The organism is Chryseobacterium sp. sg2396, assembly GCF_042610505.1.
Taxonomy (GTDB): domain Bacteria; phylum Bacteroidota; class Bacteroidia; order Flavobacteriales; family Weeksellaceae; genus Chryseobacterium.
This window is the reverse complement of the sequence record NZ_JBHGAQ010000009.1, coordinates 86,702-104,815: the sequence shown is the minus strand read 5'-3', so window position 1 is coordinate 104,815 and position 18,114 is coordinate 86,702. Positions and strand designations below refer to the sequence as shown.

Here is an 18,114-nt window from a genome sequence, read left to right as displayed (position 1 = left end):
CCTCTGACTTGGCAGAGGTTTACAGTATATTTTATTTTAATGCAAATTAGTTGACACCGTGCATCATCTTCTTCAGAATCGGTGAAATTAAAGCCAGAATTACCGCAGCAATACCGCAAAGAACAACGAATACCATAAAGAATTCAAATAAGTTGTGGATTTCAAATCCTACGAAAGTCGGATTTTCCAAAGGCAATTGCGCTTTTTCAAAAGCTGCTACCTGTTCAGGATTCAAGGTTACTTTTTTATCTAGAACATCCTGAAGGTTTACGCCGATTTCCTGTGCTTTAGAGAATTTGTCTCCTGTAGCAGGAATTAATGCTCCTAACGAACCCGCCAAAGCATATCCTGCCGCATTGGAAATAAAGAATACCCCGTATAATAATGAAGCGAATCTTTTCGGAGCCAGTTTACCTACGAGCGATAAACCGATCGGCGAAAGACAAAGTTCACCACAAGTCTGGATGAAGTATAATAACATTAACCATTTGATGGCCAATAAGCCTGAGTTGCCAAGATCTTTTACGTTATGGGCAATGATGAAGTAGCTTAAAGCGATCAGGGCAAGACCCATAGCCTGTTTCATCGGCGAAACCGGTTCTTTTCCTTTGGCTCTCAATTTATCCCAAAGCAAGCTGAAAGGAACAGCCAAAGCAACAACAAAGATCCCGTTGAAGATCTGTACCATGGAAGGCGGCATATTCCAGCCAAGGATATTTCTGTCGGTTTGGTTATCTGCAATAAAGGTTAATGAAGAACCTGCCTGCTCAAAAGCCGCCCAGAAGAAAATAATAAAAAAGGATACGATGTAGATTACCCAGATTCTCTGTCTTTCCACTTTATTTTCAGCAGAACTCATGATCAGGAATGCCAAAGAAATACCGGCTGCATAAATAAAAGGATAGATAATTCCTTTGATCAGCTGTCCCATTTCTACCGCTTTAAATCCGAATTCTCCAACAAGAAGGTATCGGAAAACAAAGAATAAAATCACAAACAGTACTCCGGTGATTCCCAAAGCTGCTCCTGAGAACTTAGCCGTCTGGGTTTCTCCTTCTTCAAAATCTGCGCTGGTATTATTTTTCGGTAATCCTCCGATCGGTCTTCCTTCGGGAGTAACTACATATTTGTTTTTAAGAATAAAGAAGGTAATGGTACCGATAACCATGGCGATCGAAGCGGCCAGGAATCCCCATTTGAAAGCAAAAATATCACGTACTCCGGTAGTCGCATCTTTTACGTCACCTACGTAAGGACAGATGAACTGACCCAGGAACGCCCCGATATTGATTCCCATGTAGAAGATGGTAAATGCAGAATCCAGCTTGGATTTTTCCTGCTTCGGATATAGGCTTCCCACCATCGAAGAAATATTCGGCTTAAAGAATCCGTTACCGAAAATGATGATGAATAAAGCCAGCCACATGAATGTTTTTGCGCTGTCCAGGCTTCCTGAAAATGTTGAAGCACTGATGAAAAGCAGAAACTGACCGATGGCCATTAAAGATCCTCCGATCAGGATAGCATTTCTGTTACCGATATATTTGTCGGCAATGAAACCTCCCAAAAGCGGTGTAAGATAACATAAAGCCAAGAATCCGCCGTAGATGATTGCAGCATCCGCTTCTTTGATTAATAGGGAATTTACCATGAAGAGCGTCAGAAGGGCTCTCATCCCGTAAAAATTGAAACGCTCCCACATTTCGGTTCCGAAAAGCACCCATAATCCTTTTGGATGTTTGGAACCTTTATTCTCTACAAATTCATCCTGTTTCGGACTTAATGCATCAATATTATCCATTTCTATTGTTAATTTTTGTTAAGACTGACAAATATAGTTTTTTTTGTGTTTTCGGCAAGGTTTTAATTTTATAATTCAATAAAAAAGCTGCAGAGGGTTTCTGCAGCTTGATTTGTTATATAGAATTGCGATTAATGCCCTTTTTCTTTCATAATTCGATTCAGCCTTTTCAGCATGGAAAGTCCCAGAAGAGTAGCAAAGATCAATAGAGCGAAATTCACCAGGAAGTAGTTCATTTTATTGTCATAATTATACCAGGTGCTCGCCAGGATTCCGGAAAGCTTGTTTCCAACGGAATTGGCCAGAAAGAATCCGCCCATCATTAGAGCTGTAATTCTCGCAGGAGAAAGCTTAGAAACAAAAGACAGTCCCATCGGCGAAAGGCATAGTTCTCCGACGGTAATCACTCCGTAGCCTGCTACCAGCCACCACGGCGAAACCTTTACGGCGCCGTTGTCACCGGTCCAGACAGCCAATACCATGACCATACATGATAATGCTGAAATAAATAATCCCAACACGATTTTCGTCGGTGTCAGAGGTTCTTTTCCTTTTCTTCTCAACAATGCCCAGAAACCGACAATCATCGGGGTTAAGGCGATTACCCAAAACGGATTGATCGACTGAAACAATTCGGTGTTGTACAGGTATACTTTTTTAGCAGGATTGCTTTCCAGCTCAGCACGCTGCTCAGGTGATATATTTTTGAAATAAACATCCTTGCCTTGTACCTTAACTGCTTTTCCGTCTTTATCTTTTTTGGATTGAAACTGATCGTCATAAACCGGGACTTCCTTGTCTTCATAGCTTTTCCCGTCCACCATATAAATGCTTTCCAACGGTTTTTCCATAGAAGCGGGAACACTGCGGTCGGTGTAATAATTCGCCCATCGCGTTAAAGCGGTTCCGTTCTGCTTAAATACCGCCCAGAAAAACATACTGATCATAAAAACCGATAAGAGTGCTCCAATGGATGATTTTTCCTCCTGCTTTGCTTTGAAATACAATGAAGCGTAAAAGTAGATCACCGGAATACACGCAAAGATAAAAGCATCGGTACTGTCGCTGCCAAAAATGTTCCCCGGAATTAACCAACCGATAACCCCTGCAACAATGGCAGGTACGAAAACTTTAAGCATAATTTCGGAAAGTTTGGTATCGCCTTCCTGTACAGGCTTCATTGTTGCCGCGTGGATATAATGTTTTCTGCCGATGGTAAAAATAACAAGGCCTACCAGCATCCCGACTCCGGCGGTGATAAACGCTTCGCCCCAGCCGAATTTATTCCGCATAAAGGCCGCGATAATATTACAGATAAAGGCTCCGATATTGATTCCCATGTAGAAAATATTATATCCGGAATCTTTATTGGCTTTGTAAGGTTCCTCCGAATACAGATTTCCCAACAGCGTAGAAATGGTAGGCTTGAAGAAACCGTTACCAATGATAATCAGCGCCAGGGAAGAATAAAATAGCGTCAGATCTTTAAATACCCCCATTCCGATATATCCGGCAGCCATCAGGATACCTCCGATGTAAATGGATTTGATATATCCCAGCACCCGGTCCGCAAGAAAACCTCCGATGAAAGGCGTTAAATAAGTAAGGGCAATATAAGTTCCGAAAATATCGTCTGCGGTCTTATCCGGAAGCCCGAGACCGCCTTTTGCGCCGGTAGGTTCAATGACGTACAACACAAAAATTCCGAGAATCAGATAATACCCGAAACGTTCCCACATTTCCGTAAAGAAGAGGAAAGGCAATCCCTTAGGATGTTTAGTCTTCATAGGTTCAAATTTCAAATTTCACAAATATAGAATTTTAAAAAGAATAATTGAATTTTATTAACTTTGGGTAAAAAGATGAAAAATGGAAGTTACAATTAATGAAATAAAAGCAAATCTTGAATCACTGCCTGAAAGTTTTTACAGTGAGGTAAATGATTTTATAGATTTTCTGAAAGACAAACACCGAAGAGCAAATTCAAATGAAATTCCCGAATGGCAAAAAGAAGAGGTGAGAAAAAGAGCAGAATATGCCCGTAATAATCCTCTGAGTTTTGTTTCCGAATCTGAAATGAATGATTATTTAAAAGATTTGGAAAATGAAGGCTAAATTAATTTATAGCCATTTTGTAAAAAGTGATTTAAAAGAAATACACGACTGGTATAAGAATATTGATAAAAAGCTATGGAATAAGTTTAAGCAGGAATTTCAATCAAAAATTAATTTTATTAAAGAAAATCCCCTGATTTTCGAAATTAGATATGACCGTCAAAGAATACTTTTCCTAAAAAAATTTCCTTATGGGATTCATTTCATTTATGATGAAAAACAAAACTGCATTGAAATATATTCAGTCTTTCATACTTCCAGAAATCCTGAACAATGGAGCAGAAAATAAAAACCAGAATTTCTCTGAAATCCTGGTTTTTATTTATGATTAAATTTATCTGAAATTACAGATTCTCCAGAATGAAATCCGTCATTTTCTGATAAAGTTGAGGTCTGGTTTGTCCACCATAGATGCCATGGTTCTTATCCGGGTAGGCCATGAAATCAAACTGCTTTTTATTCTGGATCAAAGCTTCGGAAAACTCCATGGAATTCTGGAAATGGACGTTGTCGTCAGCGGTTCCGTGGATCAGCAGGAATTTCCCTTTCAGTAATTTTGCGTATTCGGTAGGGGAATTTTTATCGTAACCGTCCGGGTTTTCCTGCGGCGTTCTCATGAATCTTTCCGTGTATACCGAGTCGTAATATCTCCAGTTGGTCACCGGTGCTACGGCGATTCCCATTTTAAAGACATCGGCACCTTTTGTCATCGCAAGACTGGTCATATACCCTCCGAAGCTCCATCCGAACATCCCGATCCTGGTTTTATCGATATACGGCTGATTTCCGAACCATTTGGCAGCGGTAATCTGATCTTCAATTTCATACTTCCCTAAATCCATATAAGTCACTTTTTTGAATTTAGCGCCTTTATACCCTGTTCCGCGGCCGTCCACACAGGCTACCACATAGCCTTTTTGGGCCAGCATTTCAAACCAGATCCCGTTTCCGTTGTCCCACGAATTGGAAACCTGCTGGGAACCCGGTCCTGAATACTGGAACATGAACAGCGGATATTTTTTGTTTTTATCAAAATTTTTAGGTTTGATGATCCATGCGTTCATCTGGTCTCCGACAGCGTTTGGAATGGTAATGAATTCTTTTTCCACAAAGCTGTCAGCTTTAAGTTTCTGAAGCTGCGCCTCGTTGTTCTGAAGCTCTTTTACTACTTTTCCGTTTCCGTCTTTCAATACGAAAGTATACGGTTTTGCAGCGGTGGAAGAGGTTTCAATGAAGTAATTATAATTTTTGCTGAAATTGGCGGAGTTGTTTCCTTCTGCATTGGAAATCAGCTGGGATTTTCCGTTTTCAATATTTACTTTGGAAACCACTTTGTTGATGCTTCCTTTTTCAGTGGTCTGAACGTAAATTTCTTTTGATTTCGGATTGAACCCATAGTAATCGGTTACTTCCCAATTACCTTTGGTTACCTGCTTTTTCAGCTTACCATCTTTATCATACCAGTACAAATGGCGGTTCCCGTCTCTTTCGGAAGCCCAAAGGAAAGAATCATCTTCCAGGAATTCCAGTGTAGGACTATCGGTGTCGATCCATTTCTCATCGGTTTCAGTAAATAATTTCTGTACCGCTCCGGTTTTGGTATTTACTTTTAACACGTCCGAAGCATTTTGAATCCTTTCCGAAGTAATCAGGACGATTTCATCAGGCTTGGCAGTCTGAAAAACATTGGCTATGTAATAGTTTTTAAATGACTGGAGACTCAGAGCCGTGGTTTTTCCATTGTCAAGACGGTATAATTGTGCGGAAACCACAGAGTTGTTTTCTCCGGCTTTAGGGTATTTATAACGCATTTCCGTAGGATACAGCGTTTTACCGTAGATCGGAATGTAAATTTCCGGAACCTGGCTTTCATCGGATTTCACGAAAACCAGCGCATCCGAATTTTTGGTCCATTCATATTGTCTGGCGTGTCCGAATTCTTCTTCATATACCCAATCTGCCAGACCGTTCAGAATGGAATTTTTCTTCCCGTCTGTGGTGATCTGCGTAATTTTTCCGGTGTTCAGATCCTGGTAGAATAAATTATTGTCCGAAATAAAAGCAACCTTTGTCGCATCAGGGGAAAATCTCGGCTCCTGTACGGTATTCCCGTTATTCAGGCTCGTTACCTTTCCGGATTTAAGGTCTTTTACTTCAAACTTACCTAAAAAAGAATGTCTGTAAATAGGCTGACTTTCTTTCAGTAGAAGGATTTTGGATTCATCATCTGAAAATTCATAGCTTTCAAACTGCCCATCTACGATATTTCCTTCTTTCTGTGAAGTCTTGTAGGAATATTTGGCGATGCCGCCCTGTTCGATCACCAGGTAGTTTTCTCCATTTTTCATTGAAGTGATCCCGGCGATACCTTTTCCGCGGTAATATCCTGAATATATTTTGTCTAAAGTGATTTCCTGAGCGGACATGCTTTGGAATGCAGCCGCAATGGTAAATGTTATTAAGAATTTTTTCATTTCTAATTTTAAAGAATTCAAATATAATAATTTTATAAGTGTCTTAAAAAAGCATTTTGTGACAAGTTCTTTGGCAGAAAAATTGAATATATTTAAAAACATTAAAATAATCAAATAATAATTATGGAAAAGAATGCATACGATCAGGAACTGAACCGATACGAATTAGAAGATCAGATTATATACACCGGATTTTCCAGCTGTGAGGATGCTGAAGGGTTTGCCGAAAAGAAAGGCGGGAAATTGGTAGAAGTCGGATTCAGAGACGGAAACGATAATCCTGCCATTACCACAGAAGGAGGATTATTAGAAAAAAAGCTACATTATTTTGTAGATGCAGGAGACGAATATAAGTTTATCCATTCGTCGGACCCTGCTTTCAGAGAATATGCTGATGAGCTTCAGAAAATAAAAGCCAAGCAGCTGCAGTCACCGCCGGATGAGCGTTACCTGGCCAATTTTGAGATCGAAAATACGGAAGATCCGATCGTTGTGATTAAAAACGGTCATTTTGAATCGGTAACTTCCAGGGAACGTTCAAAATACCTGAAGCAGGCACACGTTTATGAAATCGGTGTTTCTATGCCCAAATCTTAAAATAATAATATCATGAGCAAGACCAAATATTCAGAAAAAGCTCAGGACAAAGTAGGAAAAGTTATGAAGGAGTTCAAGGAGGGAAAGTTGAAATCTTCTTCCGGAGAAAAAGTAACAAGCAGAAAGCAGGCCGTAGCCATAGGTATTTCTGAGGCGAGAGAAGAGGGCTTAAAAGTGCCTAAAGAAAAAAAGAAGAAAAATTAACAATGATGATCAGGCTGTTTTATTCGTAAAGCAGCTTTTTTATTTAGTACAAGAATTAATTTCCGGCTGGCCATATATTTACAAAAGAAACTTCCAGCATCCGGTTTCCCTCTTTCAGTCTTTTACGTGTCTTCTCCCTTCGGGTTCAATTTAAATTTAATATACATTTAATAGGAAACGCTGCAGTTTTGAATATATTTGCGGAAAAATAGCAAGACTGATTGTTACTTATTTCAGGATTGTATGGGGCATTTTAAAAAGATATATTCAGAATATAAGCACCAGGTGTACTTCTTCGTCAGAAAATATATTTCCGGGCAGGAAGATATTGAAGATGTGGTTCAGGAAATCTTTGTCCACCTTTGGAAGCACAACCGGCAGCTTCAAAACGCTGAATTTCCCGAATCTATTATTTTCCGTACTGCCAAACAGGAAATCGCCAATTTTTACCGGAAGAACAAAATGATTTTTGCTTCGGATCCCGAAATTATTGCCGGACTGGAAGAAAACGGAGAAGAGCCGGACACCATCTGGAAAGACGAAAATCTTACTAAAATCGAACGTCTGCTGGAGGAACTCCCTCCCCAAAATAAAGAATTCCTCCTTCGCAACAAAGTGGAAAACATCAGCTACCTGAAGATCGCGGAAGAAAACAACCTCTCTAAAACTGCCGTTGAAAAACGCATCAATAAAGCCCTGGCATACCTCCGTACCAACCTTCATCTGTTTTAAATATCTGTTAACTTGTATGAACAAATCGTTAAATCCACTTTTCTCAGGTGGACATTTTTTTATTCCTGCGTAATTACTTTCAGAGAGACCGCTTATGAATCAATTTGAGAAAGATTGGAACGAGGTAAAAAAAGCAGACCGCAGGATAGACAATGAAACCGACCGCAGGCTGTGGCACAACATAGAACGGGCAACCCAAGGCCGGGCGAGACGCGGGCAAAATATATACTGGGCCGCAGCTGTTCTTATTCCATTGCTGGGGTTAGCCTTTTTTTATCAAACCACTTTAAGCTATCGTAAAAACAAAGCAGATATGCTGGTGCTGAAAACCGGAAATGAAACAAAAACCTACCGGCTTGCCGACGGAAGTACCGTTACCATGCAGCCGTACAGTAAGCTTGTGATGGACCCGAATCGCTTCGGGAAAAACGAAAGGCCGGTTGAATTTGAAGGAAAAGCTTTTTTCAGCATTGGCAAAGATAAAGCGAGACCTTTCCGCATAGATGCGCATGGATTTAAAGTTCAGGTGTTGGGAACTCAGTTTTTACTGGATCAGCAATCGGCCGATAAAAGCGTAGCCCTGAAAGAAGGGAAGGTAAAGATCGAACAAAAAGGGAAAATCACATATCTGCTTCCGGGCGAAACCTGGGTAAACGATATTTCCGGAATGGAACATCATTATTACAGCCCGTCCAAAGTAAAAACCTTTGCGTTTGACGGTCAGGATTATGAAGAAGTCATCCGCCTTCTTGAAGAGACCTATCATGTACAGATACAATATCCGGATCAATACCGGAAACAGAAGATACAGGGTTCATTTACAGGAAACCTGAAGGAAGTTATTGCCATTGTAAGCTATCCTTTTAATCTGAAAGCAGTGAACAGTAACGATCAACACATTATTTTAAAATAAAAAGGCACCGATAATTGGCGTTATCGATGCAGCAAACTAGTAAGACTCTAACAAACTAATTTTCTACAAATCTATGAAAAAAACGGCAATCAGCATTGCGGTACTGGGCTTTTTATGCCTGTCGGAAACGGCATACGCATCCGCCCCGGCACACCTTCAGCAATCTGTTTATTCCGCGAAAGTACCGCTGACGAAGGTATTTGAAAAACTGGGAAGAACCACCAACATGCATTTCTTTTATTCGGCTTCGGACCTTGGGGATATCCTGGTGGATGATCGTAAACTGAACTACGGTTCTCTGCAGGAAGCGCTCGGCTACCTCAAAAGAAACTATTCCATCGATTTTATGATCCGGAATAATACCGTAACGGTAAAAAAGGTGGCGATGGCTTCTGCTGAAAAAAAAGCTTTAACCAACCCAATTGCCATGAAACGCGATACCATTTCTCCCAAAGAAAAAAATATTGATGAGGTCGTGATGGTGGGCTACGGAAAGCAGAACCGTAAAGATATTTCAGGCTCTATTTCGTCCATCGATGAAAAACAGATGAAAGGTATTGCATCTAGTAATTTCGGGGACATCATCGCAGGTAAAGCGACGGGAATCCAGATTACACAGGCCAATGCCAGTCCGGGATCTTCGCCTTCGATCCGGGTCAGGGGAATCGGTACGCTTACCTCAGGGTCCGACCCTTTAATTGTGGTGGACGGATTTCCACTTTCCGAAGGAAGCAACATCAATTCTATCGATCCTAATGCCATTGCCAAAATAGACATCCTTAAAGATGCCGCTTCGGCAGCCATCTATGGATCCAGAGGGGCAAACGGCGTTATTCTGATCGAAACAAAACAGGGAAGAAACGGGAAAATGGAAGTATCCCTGGATTCTTATTACGGGATACAGACCAGAAGCGATGATCAATTCAAATTTGTAGATGCTTACGATATGGCGACTTACCTGAAAGAAGCCAGGGATAACAATTATATGTCCAAAGGAGCCGGCAGAAGCATATCGGACGATAATGCCACCAGAAAAAGCAAAGGCGCGTCTCTGCGGGAGCTGATCCCGGATTATTTAAAGCCTTATCTGGAAAAACAGCCCGGCCTTACCAATACGGACTGGCTGAATACGGTTCTGAAGCCGGCTCCCATCAGCCAGACTTCCTTAAATGTTTTCGGAGGGACGGACAAAACGAAATATGCCTTTACGGGAACCTACTTCAACCAGCAGGGTCTTGTGATAGGAACCGATTACGAAAAATATTCAAGCAATATCAATCTCAATACCCAGCTTAATAGCAGGCTGAAACTCGGCGTATCCCTTTCACCTTCGTTTTCCCAGGGAAATACACTGGATATGTCGGGAGGAGGATTCAATTATAACCTGATTCAGGCGGCTACCGGGATGTATCCTTTCTTTGCGCCTTATGATGAAAACGGAAACCTCAATATTTCCCAGCAGATCAGGGCAAATACCCCGACGGACGGAGCCTTGGTGGAAAATCCCGTAGCGACAGCCGAAATGACAAAAAGGAAATATACCCTTTTCAGAACTTTCGGTACCGCATATTCGGAAGTTGATATCCTGAAAAGCCTGAAATATAAATTTACAGTAGGAGGAGATTACACCAACTATGAATATAATTTCTTCGACCCTTCCACATTAGGCGCCTACCGTACGGCAGCTCCGGATGTTACCAAAGCCAGCCGTAAAGATTATATCAAGAAAAATTATCTGATCGAGAACCTGTTTACATTCGATAAAAAAATCGGCAGTCACAGCATCAGTGCAATAGCCGGACAGTCTTACCAGCAGGAAGAAAGCAATGGGGTGGTAACAGAAGCTACCGGATTTCCGGATAACAGCATTACCAATATTGCCGGGGGAACTTCATTTAAAAATACGGTCTCACAGTATAAATGGACCCAGATTTCATATTTTACGAGGCTGAATTACACTTATGACAGTCGTTACAACCTGATGGCTTCCTATCGTAAAGACGGTTCTTCACGTTTCGGTATCGGAGGCGGTAAATGGGGCGGATTTTACGCATTGTCTGCAGGATGGACCATCAGCAAAGAAAAATTCTTCCCGGAAAACAGCCTGATTGATCCTGTGAAACTGCGTTACAGTTTAGGGGTTACCGGAAATAACCAGATTCCTAATTTCGGGGCATTGTCTCTGATGTCACCTAATAACTATGTTTTCGGAGGAGAACTGGCACCGGGATACCGTTCTTCCACGGCTCCCAACCCCAATATTTCCTGGGAAAAATCAAAATCCAGCAATTTCGGGATTGATTTCTCACTGTTCAGGCATTTGCTCAATGTTTCCGCAGACTATTACATCCTGGACCGGGACGGCCTTTTGCTTGATGTTCCCGTACCTCAGCAGTCGGGTTACAGCACTTCCCTGCAGAATATCGGGAGGGTAAGAAACAATGGGCTGGAAATTCAGCTTTCTACAAGATCTCTGGCATTAGGAGATGATTTTGATTATTCCGGAAGCCTGAGCTTATCCTCGAATAAAAATAAAGTCCTGGCGCTGGCTAACGGACAGGATCAGATCGTGACAGGCTCTAATAATTATGCAGTAACGAAGGTAGGAGGTTCCATCAGTGAAATGTACGGTTACAACATCATCGGCGTTTACAAGTCGCAGGATCAGATCAATAATACACCTCATATTACAGGAACACTGGTAGGCGATTATATTATGGAGGATCTCAACGGAGACGGAAAGATCGATTCCAATGATAAAAAAAGTTTCGGTTCCGGAATGCCGAAGTATATTTTAGGATTCAACAATCATTTCCGGTATGGTAATTTTGAGTTGGATTTCACGCTGTACAGCGAACTTGGGAAGAAAATTTATAATGGAAATGCCGTAACCTTTACAGAATCCGGAGAAGGATTTGCCATGGCCAGCCAGTATTATTTTGATCACCGGTATAATCCCGATACCAATCCTGACGGTATTTATGCCATGCCGAACATGAACTTTTCTAATAACCGGAAAGAAGCCCGGACTTCAAACATTTTCTATGCAAACGGAGATTATATGAGGCTGAGATCTTTAAAGCTTACCTATAATTTTCCACAAAGCCTTGTTTCGGCATTAAAAATCAAAGCTGCCCAGGTATATTTTATGGGAAATAATCTTCTTACGATAAGCTCATACAGGGGCCAGAACCTTGATGCCACTACGGAAAACCAGCTTACGCAAGGCTATGACTTTGCGTATTATCCTGTAGCGCGCATCTATTCATTCGGAATGAATTTAAAATTTTAATTTAATGATTATCATGAAAAAAATTATTTGTACTCTAAGTATATTATCTTTATTGGGATCATGTTCTTCAGATCTTCTTAATACTTTGCCTGAAGCAGATAAGGTAACGTCAAACTTTTACAAGGATGCTTCACAGATCGAACAGGGCGTTAACGGCGTGTACGGATCGCTTCAGTATACCGGGCAATACAAACAGGGATTGCTTACCATTGGTGAAATTCCTTCCGATAATACATTTGACGAAGTACCGGCCAATGATAACTTCACCTATGGAGAGTTCGATTTCTTTACCATACAGCCCACCAATAGCCTTATAGAAAATGCATGGAAAGATAATTACGTCGGTATTCAGCAGGCGAATATTATTCTCAACCGGATCGGAAGCATTACCGATATGTCCGAAGGTACCAAGAAAACCCGTATCGGGGAAATGAAGCTCCTCAGAGCTTTGATGTACTTTAATCTGGTCAGGATCTTTGGGGATGTCCCGCTGGTCACTCAGGAAACGACGGATGTGAATTCGTATTTCGGGCAAAGCCGTACCCCTGCGAATGAAGTATATAATTTCGTGGAGGGAGAACTTAAAGAAGCCATTACCCTGTTGCCGGCAACGGCTGCCCAGAAAGGAAGGGCAACCAAAGGCGCTGCCTTGGGCATATTGGGAAGGGTACTGATGACCAGGAATAAATTCAGTGAGGCATTACCATACCTTTCGCAAATCGACGGTTTAGGATACAGCCTTCTGTCTGATGTCACCAAGATCTTTGACGTTACCAACAAAAACAACGCTGAAATTATTTTTGATGTTCAGTTCGCTTCCGGTCTCAACGGAAATTCGGAGGGCAGCAATGCCTTCCAGCTATTCAGTCCTTCCGGAACTGTGTCGGGTGCCAAGGGACATAACCTTCCGACAAAAGAGGTCTATAATTTATACAGCTCTGCGGATAAAAGAAGAAATGCCTATATCGGGCTTACCAATAACGGAGTTCCTTATACCAAAAAACTTGTCAAAACTTCTTCAGCGGTGGATGACGGAGGAAGCAACGTTGTCGTGATCCGCCTGGCAGACGTCTACCTGATGATGGCAGAATGTTACGCACAGACCAATGATTTAACGAATGCAAACCTCTATTTAAATAAGATTAAAACGAGGGCAGGCATTACCAATGTGAATCTTACGTCCCAGCAGGCCTTACTTGCCGAGATCGATAAAGAAAGAAGGCTGGAGCTGATAGGAGAGGGCCATCGTTGGTTTGACCTGGTAAGAACCGGAAAAGCCGTTCAGGTAATGACCCAGTATTTTGCCGTAACACCCGGATACAGCACGGCTACGATCGATCAGCACAATCTTCTGATGCCGGTGCCGCAGAACCAGATCAATACCGATCCGGCCATTAAACAGAATCCCGGATATTAATAAAGAAGAAGTATGAAAAATATATTTTCGGCTCAAAAGGCAGTCCTGTTGTTCCTGCTGTTCGCTTCTTCATGGGCATTTTCTCAGATTAATTATTTTAAAAAAAGAATTCCGGAAGGTAAAATCCTGGTTGCCGCACACCGTGGAGACTGGAGGAATTACCCTGAAAATTCGATCAAAGCGATTGAAGGGGCTATTAAAATGGGAGTAGATATCGTGGAAATAGATCTCCATAAAACCAAAGATGGCCAGCTGATTGTAATGCATGATTCCAGACTCGACCGAACGACCAACGGAAAAGGGGAAATCGCTGAAACCAGTCTGGAAGATATCAGGAAGCTCTTCCTTAAAAACGGAGCCAATATGCTGACAAGGGAAAAAGTACCGACGCTGGAAGAAGTACTGCACTTTATCAAAGGAAAAAGAATCATGCTGAACCTCGACAAGTCCTGGAATTTCCTGGATGAGGTGAAAGAAATGACCGATAAAACCGGGACCACCGAACAGATCATTCTGAAAGGAAATAAAAGCGCTCAGGAACTGAAAAAAGAAGTGGGGAATAAACTTGATCAGATGGTCTATATGCCGATGGTCTGGCCGGAAGATTACAGCATTTACAAGCGTGATAAAGTGCTGGATCCGGAGCAGTATGTAAAAGATTTCCATCAGCTTTTTGCACCTGTTGCTTACGAAGTCATTATTAAAGATGATACTGCTAAGGCCGGTCAGCTATTGGCCCTGATCAAAAAAACGAATGCCCTGATCTGGATCAACGCGCTGTGGCCTGAATTATGCGCCGGACACGATGATGATCTTGCCATCGATAAACCGGAAGAAAACTGGGGATGGATTCTTAAAAAAGGAGCCGCCATTATTCAGACTGACCGTCCGGAAGCTCTGATCCGCTATCTTAAATCTAAAAACAGGAAATATGAAGACTAAATTTTTAAGCCTGCTGATTTTCATCTCAGGAATCGTTACAGCACAGAAGACCGTATCGCTTTCCCGTTTCCCGGATGATAAAGTAATGGTGGTCGCCCACAGAGCCGACTGGCGGGAGGCCCCTGAAAATTCTGCCTGGGCGGTAAGAAAAGCCATTGAAAAAGGAATCGATATGGTGGAAGTGGACCTGGCGCTCACAAAAGACAGCGTTCTGGTACTGATGCACGATAAAACCATCGACCGTACCACCACCGGAACAGGAAAACCGGGTGACTATACCCTGGCCGAACTCCGGAAATTCTTTTTGAAAGATGGTCTCGGCAGCACCACACAAATGAAAGTGCCTACCCTGGAAGAAATCCTGGACATTACACAGAACAAAATCCTTATCAATCTGGATAAAGGATTCGATTACATCAGTATTGTTTATCCTTTGCTTAAAAAACGGAAGATGCTGGACCAGGTTTTATTCAAAGGTATTGAAACCTACAAGGAATTCGACCGGAAATACGGAACGATCAAAAATGACATCCACTTCATGCCGATCATCAGGCTGAATGTGAAAGAAGGATGGCAGAAGATCAATGAATACACTGATCATTACAAAGTCTACGGTTTTGAATTTACCGTTGGAAATACTGAGGAAAATATGATCGATTTCAGTAAAGTGCGGGCAAAAGGCTGCAAAGTCTGGGTCAATGCGCTTTGGCCTCATCATAATGCGGGCCATAATGATGACCTCGTCCTTGAAAATCCCGATGCGTATGAATGGTTCCTCAAAAACCATATCAACATCATCCAGACCGACCGTCCCAAAGAATTGATCGGATTCCTGAAAAAAAGGAATCTTTATTACTGATTTTATTATTTTTTCTATACTTTCAAAACTGAATCGGCGGAGCCAAAGGCTCCGCCGATTCTTATATTGCTTATAAATAGGACTTTGTTTACTGTTGGTTGTATAGCAGCTTGTAATACTCATCTGCCATCCGGTCGCTGTTGAACTGATCCTTTACATCGTTCATCGAATGGTACTGGATTTTTCTCCATTCGTCCGGTCGGTCATAATAAATAGGAAGAATTTCGTTTTCCAGGATTTCATAGAGTTTGTTCAGATCATAATTATCCTGTTCATAGACGCTCATATTTTCGTAATCGCATTTGGGAACCACAAAGGAATTTTCCCCGTGCCTGGCGAATTCCGGGATCCAGCCGTCATCCGTTGATAAATTAATCGAACCGTTCATGGCAGCCGTCATTCCCGATGTTCCTGAAGCTTCTCTCGGTACACGTGGGTTGTTAAGCCACAGGTCGGAGCCCTGCTTTAAAGATTTGCTCAGAGAAAGTTCATAACCTGTAAGTACTGCCAGGTGTTTGTTGTTTTTGCTTTCTTCCACCAAGGAATTAAAGGTGGAAATTGCCGAATAATCCATCGGATACGGTTTTCCGGCCCAAATCATCTGGATTGGATATTTCGGGTGGTTCAGCAATTTATAAAACCGTTCTTTGTCATGCAGTAAGAGATCGGCGCGTTTGTACCCGGCAAATCTTCTGGCCCAGACAATGGTAAAAATATTCGGATCGAATAAATTTCCGGTTTGATCCGCTACAATCTTGAACAGTTTCTTTTTCAAATGCTTTTTGCGGTCGTCAAAAGCCGTTTCATCATTTTCGTCTTTGGCCTTATAGAGCGGTTTATCTGCCCAATATTTAAATTCCTGTGCATTCGTAACTGAAGTGATTTCACAAATTCCCGGATATTTGCTCCACATTTTCCTGGAGACGTCGCCGTGAAGCTGGGAAACCCCGTTGGCTTCCCTTGCCATTTTCAGAGCACAAAGAGAATGGTTGAACCGGTCGTCATCCGAGCCTTCAATATGTTTTACATCTTCCATGCTGAGACCTGAAAAATAAGACATATCGTGGCAAAGCCTTAAATTATGCTTTTCGTTTCCGGCTTCTTCCGGAGTATGGGTAGTAAAAACAAGTTTTTCTTTAACCTTATTCAGATTGCCGTTGTACTTTTTCAATAAATGAAATGCAGCAGGAAGCCCATGAGCTTCATTCAGGTGATATACATCCCTTTCGATGTTCAGTTCGTCCAGCAGTTGGGCACCTCCTTTACCCAACAGAATGTATTGTGCCAGTTTCGTAGCTTCATTGGCATCGTATAGTTTATGGCAGATCGTTTTGGAAACGTGATCATTTTCAGGGACGTCCGTAGAAAGGAAAAACATGGGTGCCGTGTGGAAAATTTCAGGATCGAGATACCATACTTTTACCCAAACCGGCGCACTGTGGATTTCGATCTGGAATTTGATGCCGGTGTCTTCCAGAAAGCTATACATTTTTTTTGTCCAGGTCGGCTGTAAGGTCTGGTCATGGTTCCTGGCTTGGTCATAATACCCGAACTTCCAGAGAATCCCGATTCCGATAAGGTCCTGTTTCAGGTTATAAGCACTTCTCATGTGCGAACCTGCCAGAAATCCAAGGCCACCGGAATATATTTTCAATACCTGCTCAATGGCAAATTCCATTGAGAAATAGGCTACTTTCTTAGAATATTTCGGGCTTACCCCAAACGGCATTTTAAAATTTTTAAAATCCATGCATAACAGTTTATAAGTGAGGAAACAAAGGTATTAATTATGAAAATAAACTTTATATTAATTATTTTATAAATTAATCCTGAACGCTGTTTCGAATAATTTTTTTCTCTACCTTTAATAAGTAATTTTTTGATAATCAAAACTTCATACTCTGAAACGGGAGTTTTATGTGTTCCATAACAATAATATTTCAAGCACATGAAAAAGACATTTTCTGATGAAGATTTAATTAAAAATCTGAGCTTATATTATCTGAACCGGCATCTGAAAAAAAAGCCGATCGAGAAATATCACCGTACCATAGATGCTTCCCCGCTTCACGACCGGGAAAAGTACAAAAAGAAAGCCGAAATTTTGCTGCTCAATTCCTTCATGCACCATTTTCCTGAAGTAAAGTTCGAGGATTTAACCTGCGAAAGCCCCGACTTCATCGCGAAATTCAACAATAAAAAAATCGGAATCGAGCTGACCGAGGTAATCAACCATCTTGAAATGAAAAAAGTGGAAAGCAATCTGAACAAGATTTTCCGTCAGGCAGAAATTTTATTGGAACAGGAAGACACTACGAAATATCGTGGTGTTTATTTTTTGGAATTCCACTCCAGCATCCGGCTGGATACACTGGAGAATCACCAGGAAATTATTCATAATATCTATAAAAGCATCAAAAGAGGAAAGCCTGCCGGAAATGTAAAAAGCATCCGGAAATCTTCTCACCGCAGGAATGTTTTTATTACCTATGAATATAATATGGGCCTTTTTGATGAGCTGTGTTCGGAAAAAATCGTTGAGCTTATCGAAAAGAAGAACGAAAAATTCCCTTACTACGATACCTCTGTGGATGAATGCTGGCTGGTGATCGTCTCGGATATGAACTCCATTGCTTCCAGATATACCTTTATCCGGGACAAAGAACATTTGCAACAGGTGAAAAGCCCTTTTCATAAGATTTTTCATATTGAGAATCTTTGCGGAAATATTACAAGCATTAAATAGTTGTTATAATAATCATATCTTT

At 41.5% G+C, this 18,114-nt stretch carries 15 protein-coding genes; 11 read left to right on the top strand and 4 right to left on the bottom strand.

Going from position 1 to position 18,114, the window contains the following annotated elements; all coding sequences use genetic code 11:
- Nucleotides 1-46: 46 nt before the first annotated feature.
- Together ACED20_RS11255 and ACED20_RS11250 are read right to left on the bottom strand one after the other, a co-directional pair.
- Nucleotides 47-1,801, bottom strand: a complete 1,755-nt coding sequence (locus tag ACED20_RS11255) for a peptide MFS transporter (protein WP_294332344.1) — start codon at nt 1,799-1,801, stop codon at nt 47-49.
- A gap of 131 nt (nt 1,802-1,932) precedes the next feature.
- Nucleotides 1,933-3,588, bottom strand: coding sequence for a peptide MFS transporter (locus ACED20_RS11250; RefSeq protein ID WP_294226023.1), 1,656 nt, complete (start codon nt 3,586-3,588; stop codon nt 1,933-1,935).
- Between the two features lie 82 nt (nt 3,589-3,670).
- On the opposite strand from ACED20_RS11250, the gene ACED20_RS11245 reads away from it, so the two are divergent.
- Nucleotides 3,671-3,916: a hypothetical protein gene (locus tag ACED20_RS11245; RefSeq protein ID WP_294199742.1), complete on the top strand. Its 246-nt coding sequence runs from the start codon at nt 3,671-3,673 to the stop codon at nt 3,914-3,916.
- Nucleotides 3,906-4,205, top strand: coding sequence for a type II toxin-antitoxin system RelE/ParE family toxin (locus ACED20_RS11240; RefSeq protein WP_294199741.1), 300 nt, complete (start codon nt 3,906-3,908; stop codon nt 4,203-4,205). Before ACED20_RS11245 ends, ACED20_RS11240 begins: the two co-directional genes overlap by 11 nt.
- Before the next feature lie 55 nt (nt 4,206-4,260).
- On the opposite strand, the gene ACED20_RS11235 is transcribed toward ACED20_RS11240, so the two are convergent.
- Nucleotides 4,261-6,390, bottom strand: a complete 2,130-nt coding sequence (locus tag ACED20_RS11235) for a S9 family peptidase (RefSeq protein WP_294236574.1) — start codon at nt 6,388-6,390, stop codon at nt 4,261-4,263.
- Between the two features lie 123 nt (nt 6,391-6,513).
- Between ACED20_RS11235 and ACED20_RS11230 the strand changes: the two genes are divergently transcribed.
- The 8 genes from ACED20_RS11230 to ACED20_RS11195 all read left to right on the top strand — a co-directional run bounded on the left by ACED20_RS11230 (nt 6,514) and on the right by ACED20_RS11195 (nt 15,346).
- Nucleotides 6,514-6,987 carry a hypothetical protein gene (locus ACED20_RS11230; RefSeq protein ID WP_294199739.1) on the top strand — a complete coding sequence of 158 codons (474 nt, stop codon included), beginning with the start codon at nt 6,514-6,516 and terminating at the stop codon, nt 6,985-6,987.
- A gap of 12 nt (nt 6,988-6,999) precedes the next feature.
- Nucleotides 7,000-7,191 (top strand): DUF6496 domain-containing protein, encoded by a 192-nt coding sequence (locus tag ACED20_RS11225; RefSeq protein WP_294199738.1) that lies wholly within the window; start codon nt 7,000-7,002, stop codon nt 7,189-7,191.
- 243 nt (nt 7,192-7,434) lie between these two features.
- Complete coding sequence (locus ACED20_RS11220) at nt 7,435-7,923, top strand: RNA polymerase sigma factor (protein WP_378104628.1); 489 nt, start codon at nt 7,435-7,437, stop codon at nt 7,921-7,923.
- A 94-nt stretch (nt 7,924-8,017) separates the two neighbouring features.
- On the top strand, nt 8,018-8,836 hold the full coding sequence (locus tag ACED20_RS11215) for a FecR family protein (RefSeq protein WP_378104626.1): 819 nt from the start codon (nt 8,018-8,020) through the stop codon (nt 8,834-8,836).
- 73 nt (nt 8,837-8,909) lie between these two features.
- Nucleotides 8,910-12,128: a SusC/RagA family TonB-linked outer membrane protein gene (locus ACED20_RS11210; RefSeq protein WP_294234193.1), complete on the top strand. Its 3,219-nt coding sequence runs from the start codon at nt 8,910-8,912 to the stop codon at nt 12,126-12,128.
- A 13-nt stretch (nt 12,129-12,141) separates the two neighbouring features.
- The gene (locus ACED20_RS11205) at nt 12,142-13,545 is read left to right on the top strand and encodes a RagB/SusD family nutrient uptake outer membrane protein (RefSeq protein ID WP_378104623.1); all 1,404 of its coding nucleotides are present in this window, start codon (nt 12,142-12,144) and stop codon (nt 13,543-13,545) included.
- Between the two features lie 12 nt (nt 13,546-13,557).
- Nucleotides 13,558-14,487, top strand: coding sequence for a glycerophosphodiester phosphodiesterase family protein (locus ACED20_RS11200; RefSeq protein ID WP_378104621.1), 930 nt, complete (start codon nt 13,558-13,560; stop codon nt 14,485-14,487).
- Nucleotides 14,477-15,346, top strand: coding sequence for a glycerophosphodiester phosphodiesterase family protein (locus ACED20_RS11195; protein WP_378104618.1), 870 nt, complete (start codon nt 14,477-14,479; stop codon nt 15,344-15,346). The genes ACED20_RS11200 and ACED20_RS11195 overlap by 11 nt, the downstream gene beginning before the upstream one ends.
- 88 nt (nt 15,347-15,434) lie before the next feature.
- On the opposite strand, the gene glgP is transcribed toward ACED20_RS11195, so the two are convergent.
- Entirely contained in the window at nt 15,435-17,096 is a 1,662-nt protein-coding gene (gene glgP / locus ACED20_RS11190; protein WP_294197721.1) for an alpha-glucan family phosphorylase, read from the bottom strand.
- Nucleotides 17,097-17,294: 198 nt separating this feature from the next.
- On the opposite strand from glgP, the gene ACED20_RS11185 reads away from it, so the two are divergent.
- Nucleotides 17,295-18,092 (top strand): hypothetical protein, encoded by a 798-nt coding sequence (locus tag ACED20_RS11185; protein ID WP_294197723.1) that lies wholly within the window; start codon nt 17,295-17,297, stop codon nt 18,090-18,092.
- Nucleotides 18,093-18,114: the final 22 nt, after the last annotated feature.